Source organism: Streptomyces sp. NPDC050619, from assembly GCF_040654815.1.
Taxonomy (GTDB): domain Bacteria; phylum Actinomycetota; class Actinomycetes; order Streptomycetales; family Streptomycetaceae; genus Streptomyces.
In genome coordinates this window covers 1-6,875 of record NZ_JBFAIR010000096.1, presented here as the reverse complement: position 1 = coordinate 6,875, position 6,875 = coordinate 1, and the positions used below count along the sequence as shown (strand labels likewise).

Below are 6,875 nucleotides of genomic sequence, written 5' to 3'. Positions count from 1 at the left end.
GCTGGCGGGTGAGTTCGTGGATGCGTCGTTGCGGTTGGTGCGTCCGGGTGGCCGGTTCGTGGAGATGGGCAAGACCGATGTCCGTGATGCCGAGGAGGTGCGGGCCGAGTACGGGGTGTCGTATCGCTCGTTCGATGTGATGGATGCGGGTCCGGAGCGGATCGCGGAGATGTTCGCGGCGTTGCTGGAGTTGTTTGAGCGGGGTGCCCTGCGGCCCGCTCCGGTCACCGTCTTCGGGATCGCGCGTGCGCCGGAGGCGTTGCGTCTGCTGGGGCAGGCCAGGCATGTCGGGAAGGTCGTCCTCACGGTGCCGTCGCCGTGGGGTGGCGAGGGTGCGGTGTTGGTCACGGGCGGTACGGGTGGTCTGGGGGCGGAGGTGGCCCGGCATCTGGTGTGCGCGCATGGTGTGCGGGATCTGCTGCTGGTCTCCCGGCGTGGGATCGAGGCGCCCGGTGCCGCGGAACTCGTGGCGGATCTGGAGGAGTTGGGTGCCCACGTTGGGGTGCGGGCGTGTGATGTGTCCGACCGTGAGGCGCTCGCGGCCGTGCTGGACGGTGTCGAGCTGAGTGGCGTGGTGCATGCGGCGGGTGTCCTGGATGACGCCTTGGTCACCGATCTCACTCCGGAGCGGGTGGCTCGTGTTCTGGCTGCCAAGGCTGAGTCGGCGCTGTATCTGCATGAGTTGACGGCGGATCGGCGACTCTCGGCGTTTGTGTTGTTCTCGTCGTTCGCGGGTGTGGTGGGTAATGCGGGTCAGGCGGCTTATTCGGCGGCGAACAGTGTCCTGGACGCCCTCGCCGTCACTCGTCGTGCTGAGGGTTTGCCGGCGGTGTCGTTGGCGTGGGGTATGTGGGCGACGGCGGATGGTATGGGTGGGGCGTTGGGGGATGGGGAGCTGGAGCGGTTGGCGCGTCAGGGGTTCCCGGCGTTGGAGACGGGTGAGGGTCTGGCGTTGCTGGATGCCGCGCTGGTCGTGAACGAGCCTGTCGCCGTGCCCGTCGCGGTGCGCACGTCCGCGCTGGCGGCCGTCAGTGATGGCCTGCCCGGGATCCTGCGGGGACTCGTGCCCGCGTCCAACCACCGACGCCGCGCCGCCGGCCAAGTGGCAGCCGGGGCCGCCACCGGCCTGGCCCGCAAGCTGGCCGAGCTTCAGCCGGCCGAGCAGGAGCGGCAGTTGATGGGCCTCGTTCAGGCGCAGGTCGCCGCGGTGCTCGGCCACGCGTCCGCGGGTTCGGTCGACGCGTCCCGCGCCTTCAAGGACCTCGGGTTCGACTCGCTCACCGCCGTCGATCTGCGCAACCGGCTCGGCTCCGCCACCGGCATCCCGCTCCCCGCCACTCTCGTCTTCGACCACCCGACCCCGGCCGCCCTCGCCGCCTCCCTGCGTGAGCAGTTTGTCGGAGCGTCGGCCGACGACACGACGCAGGAGACGGCGCCGGGCACGGCCGCCCTCGCCGACGAGCCCATCGCCATCATCGGCATGGGCTGCCGCTACCCCGGAGGTGTGGACTCGCCGGAAGAGCTCTGGGAGCTGGTGGACGCCGGGGGTGACGGCATCACCCCGTTCCCCCTCGACCGCGGCTGGAACATGGAGACGCTGGAGGGTCTGACGAGGGTCGGCGGATTCGTCGACGGCGCGACCGAGTTCGACGCCGAGCTGTTCGGGATCTCTCCGCGTGAGGCGCTGGCGATGGACCCGCAGCAACGGCTGCTGCTGGAGACCGCCTGGGAGGCCCTGGAACGCGCGGGCATCGACCCGCTCTCGCTCCAGGGATCGGCGACGGGCGTGTACGCGGGCGTTTCCGCGAACGGGTACGCCAGCGGTCAGGAGTACGACGACGCCGACCCGGAGACCGACGGCTACCTGCTGACGGGCAGTACGCCGAGTGTGGCGTCGGGGCGGCTGTCGTATGTGTTCGGGCTGGAGGGGCCGGCCGTGTCCGTGGACACCGCCTGCTCCTCGGCCCTGGTCGCCCTGCACCTGGCCGCCCAGGCACTGCGGGCCGGTGAGTGCGACATGGCCCTGGCCGGTGGCGCCACCGTGATGGCGACGCCGGGCATGTTCCTGGAGTTCGCGCGGCAGGGCGGACTGGCCGGTGACGGGCGGTGCAAGTCCTTCGCCGACAGCGCCGACGGCACCGGGTGGAGCGAGGGCGGGGGCATCCTCGTGCTGGAGCGGCTGTCGGACGCCCGGCGCCTCGGGCACCCCGTCCTGGCGGTGGTGCGCGGCAGCGCCGTGAACCAGGACGGGGCCTCCAACGGACTCACCGCGCCCAACGGCCCGTCCCAGCAGCGCGTGATCCGCCAGGCGCTGAAGGCGGCCGGCGTCTCGCCCGCCGAGGTCGACGTGGTCGAGGCGCACGGCACCGGCACCCGGCTCGGCGACCCCATCGAAGCGCAGGCCTTGCTGGCGACGTACGGACAGGCCCGCACTGACGACGAGCCGCTGTGGCTCGGGTCGGTCAAGTCGAACATCGGGCATGCCCAGGCGGGCGCCGCGGCGGCGAGCGTCATCAAGATGGTCATGGCGCTCCAGCGGCGTCACCTGCCGCGAACCCTGCACGTGGACCGGCCCTCCGAGCACATCGACTGGGAGTCCGGAGCGGTACGGCTGCTCACCGAACCCCGGGACTGGGAGGCGGCCGGGCACCCGTGCCGGGCCGGTGTGTCGTCGTTCGGCATCAGTGGCACCAACGCCCACGTCATCCTTGAGGAAGCCCCGGCCGCCGCGGACAGCGTGGGCGGACGGGAACCGGTGGGCGCCCGCAGTCCCGGCGGCGACGCCGTCCTCGTGCCCTGGGTGCTGTCCGGCCGTACCGACCGGGCGACCAGGGCTCAGGCCGCGCGGCTGACGGGCCTCCTCTCCGCCGGGGACCCCCCGGCCCCCGGCGACATCGCCCACGCGCTGGCCACGACCCGTGCCGTGCTGGACCACCGTGCCGTCGTCCTCGGCGCCGACCTGGACCAACTGCGCTCCGGAGTCGAGGCGTTGGCGACCGAGGAGGCCCCCGTGAACGGGCCCGCGACGATGGTGACCGGAACCGTAGGTGAAGGCCGGACGGCGTTGATGTTCACCGGGCAGGGCAGCCAGCGGCCCGGCATGGGGCGGGAACTGCACGCCGCCTACCCGGTGTTCGCGCAGGCGCTGGACGCCGTGTGCGAGCTGCTCGAAGCCGAACTCGGGCCGGAGGACGGATTCCCGCGTCCGCTGCGGGAGGTGCTGCTCGTCGAGGCCGACGGTCAGCCGGACGACGCCAACCCGCTCAACGCCACCGGCTACGCGCAGTCGGCCCTCTTCGCCCTGCAAGTGGCCCTCGTCGAGCTCCTCAGGTCCTGGGGCGTACGCCCGGACCTCGTGCTCGGCCACTCGGTGGGCGAGCTGGCCGCTGCCTACGCCGCCGGAGTCTTCGAACTGCCGGAGGCGGTACGGCTGGTGGCGGCCCGCGCCCGGCTGATGCAGGCGCTGCCGGAGGGCGGCGCGATGGCCACCGTGGAGGGCACCGAGGCCGAGGTGACGGAGCTGCTGAAGGGGCTGGCCGGCGCCGGCCAGATCGCCGTCGCCGTCGTCAACGGGCCGTCGTCCGTGGTGTCCGGCGACGAGGAACTCGTCGTCGAGGCGATGGACGTGGCGCGCGGGCAGGGGCGGAGGGTGTCCCGGCTGCGGGTCAGCCACGCCTTCCACTCACCGCTGATGGACCCGATGCTCGCCGACTTCGCGACCGCCGCCGAGACGATCGCCTACCGCCGCCCGACGCTCCCCGCCGTGAGCACCGCCACGGGCGAGCCCATCACGACGCAGTGGGCGTCCGCCGCCTACTGGGTGGACCAGGTGCGCCGTCCCGTGCGCTTCCACGACGCCCTCACCGCGGCCACCGCCGACCACGGCGCGACCCGGCTGCTGGAACTCGGCCCCGACCCGGTTCTGACCGCGCTCGCCCGTTCCTCATCGGACGGGCGGGTCACCGCCGCAGCCGCCTTGCGGAACGGCCACCCCGAGACCGAGACGCTGCTCACGGCCGTGGCCGAACTCTTCGTCCGTGGCATGAAGACCGACTGGGCCGCCGTCAACGCGGCCGCCGACCCCGCGAGCGACTCGGCCGGTGCGCGCGTCGAGCTGCCCACCTACGCCTTCCAGCGCCGCCGCTACTGGCTGCGCGACCGCCGGGCACAGCGCGCCGTCGCCGTACAACAGCCCGGCACCGACGCCGCTTTCTGGACCCTCGTCGAGGGCGGCGACCCCGCCGCCCTCGCCGACCGGCTCGGCGTCAGCCCCGACGCGTCCCTCGACTCCCTGCTGCCGGTGCTGTCCGACTGGCGCAGGCGACAGAGCGAGGCGTCCGAACTCGCCGCCTGGCGCTACGCGGTCACCTGGAAGCCGGTCGGCGTACCGGCCGCCACGCTCAGCGGCAGCTGGCTGGTCGTCGCCCCCGAGCAGGTGACGGTCGACCAGGACGGCTTCGTCGAACAGTGCGCCCAGTCCCTGCGCGACGCCGGCGCCCAGGCCACCGTCCTGACCGTCGGCGACCACGACAGCCGTACGGCACTCGCCGCCCGGGTCCGCGAACTGGCCCCGGACGGCGCGCTGTCCCTGCTCGGCTGGGCGCAGGAGCGGCCGAGGGATCAGGAGCGGCCGAGGGACCAGGGAGAACCGAGGGATCAGGGAGAACCGAGGGACCAGGGACAGCCGCCCGCCGCCACCGGCCTCACCCTGCTGCTGGCCCAGGCCTGGGCCGACGCCGCCGGCGGAACCGGCGCGCCGCTGTGGTGCGCGACCCGGTCGGCCGTGTCCGTCGGCACCGGGGATCCGCTCCAGCACCCCGCGCAGGCACAGCTGTGGGGACTCGGCCGCAGCTTCGCACTCGAACGCCCCGACATCTGGGGTGGGTTGGCCGACCTGCCGGCCCGGCCCGGACACCGGGACCTGACCCGGCTGGCCCAGCTGCTCGCCCACGGCCGCTCCACCACCTGGTCCGAGGACCAGCTCGCCGTCCGCGCGGGTGGCGTCTTCGCCGCGCGCTTCGTACGGGACGACGGCCCGGGCACCGCCCACCCCGCACGGCCCCTGGCGGACGGCATCCACGGCACCGTACTGATCACCGGCGGCACCGGAGCCCTCGGCCGGCACCTCGCCCGAGGGCTCGCCGAACGGGGCGCCCGGCAGCTGCTGCTCGCTTCCCGGCGCGGCGCCGACGCCCCGGGCGCCACCGAACTGCGCGACGAACTCGTCGCGCTCGGCGTCCGCGTCACCCTGGCCGCCTGCGACCTCACCGACCGCGACACGGTCCGTGCCCTGATCGACGGCATCGGCGAGGACACCCCGCTGACCGGAGTCGTGCACGCCGCCGGCATCCCCGCCAACGGCGTCCTCAGCGACCTCACTCCACGGCACCTCGCCGACGCCCTCGCCGCCAAGGCCCACGCGGCCGACCTGCTGCACGAACTGACCGCCGGCCTAGACCTCGGGCTCTTCGTCCTGTTCGCCTCCGTGACCGGCGTCCTCGGCAACGCCGGCCAGGCCGCCTACGCCGCCGCCAACGCCCACCTCGACGCGCTGGCCCAGCACCGCCGCGCCCTCGGTCTGCCGGCCACGTCCGTGGCATGGGGGCCCTGGGCCGGCGACGGCATGGCCGCCGACCGGGCCGCCGAGGAACGCATCCGCCGCTCCGGGCTGCGCGCCCTGCCGCCCGAGCGTGCCCTCGCCGCGCTCGACCAGGTGCTCGCCGACGACCGCCCCTGCACCGCCGTGGTGGACGTCTCCTGGGACCGCTTCGCGACCGCCTTCGCCCTCGCGCGGCCCAGCGCCCTGCTCTGCGACCTCCCCGAGGCGACGACCGCCACCCGCAACGGCACCGGCACCGCCACCGCGCAGGCCGGCGAACTCGTCGGACGGCTGCGCGGCCTGCCGCCCGGCGAACGCGAGCGTGCCCTGGGCGACTTCGTCCAGTCCCGCGTCGCGGCGGTGCTCGGCCACGAGACGCCCGCCGCGATCGACGCCGACCGCGCCTTCAAGGACTTCGGCTTCGACTCCCTGACCGCCGTCGACCTCCGCAACCAGCTGATGGCCGCGACCGGACTCCGCCTCGCGACCACCCTCGTCTTCGACCACCCCACCCCGGCCGCGCTCGCCCGCCACCTCCACACCGAGCTCTTCCCCGAGGACACCGCGGACAACTCCACGCAGGACGTGACGGACCTCGACGAGGCGCGCCTGCGCCGTGTCCTCGCCGCCGCCCCGCTCGCCCGGCTGCGCGACGCCGACCTCCTGCCCGGCCTGCGCACCCTGCTCGCCGAAGCCGAGGCAGCCGAACGGCGAGCCGAGGACGAGGGCGCGATCTGGTCCGACGACACCTCCGACGAGGACACCGCCATCGCCGGCCTCGCCGTCGACGACCTGGTGAACCTCGCCCTCGGCGACGCGGACGACACAGCCGCCCCCGCCGCCGATGACGGCTTCGGCTTCGACTCCGACTCCGACTCCGACGAACGAGACTGACAGAGGCATCGATGAGCGCACCGTACGAAAAGGTCGTCCAGGCCCTGCGAAAGTCCATGGAGGAGGCCGAGACGCTGAAGAAGCGCAACCGGCAACTCGTCGCGGCCTCCCGCGAACCCGTCGCGATCGTGGGAATGGCGTGCCGTTTCCCGGGTGATGTGTCGTCGCCGGAGGAGTTGTGGGAGATGCTCGCGGCGGGCCGTGACGGTGTGACCCCTTTTCCCGCCGACCGTGGCTGGGATGTCGACGACCTCTATGACCCCGTTCCCGGACATCCTGGCCGTACTTATGTGAATGCGGGTGGGTTTCTTTCTGGTGTTGCTGATTTCGATGCGGAGTTGTTCGGTATTTCGCCGCGTGAGGCGTTGGCGATGGATCCGCA

At 73.3% G+C, this 6,875-nt stretch carries 2 protein-coding genes; both read left to right on the top strand.

Going from position 1 to position 6,875, the window contains the following annotated elements:
* Nucleotides 1-16 precede the first annotated feature (16 nt).
* Nucleotides 17-6,493, top strand: a complete 6,477-nt coding sequence (locus AB0I77_RS53055; protein WP_363290248.1) for a type I polyketide synthase — start codon at nt 17-19, stop codon at nt 6,491-6,493.
* Nucleotides 6,494-6,504: 11 nt separating this feature from the next.
* On the top strand, nt 6,505-6,875 hold a 371-nt coding region (locus AB0I77_RS53050), incomplete at its 3' end, for a beta-ketoacyl synthase N-terminal-like domain-containing protein (protein ID WP_363290247.1).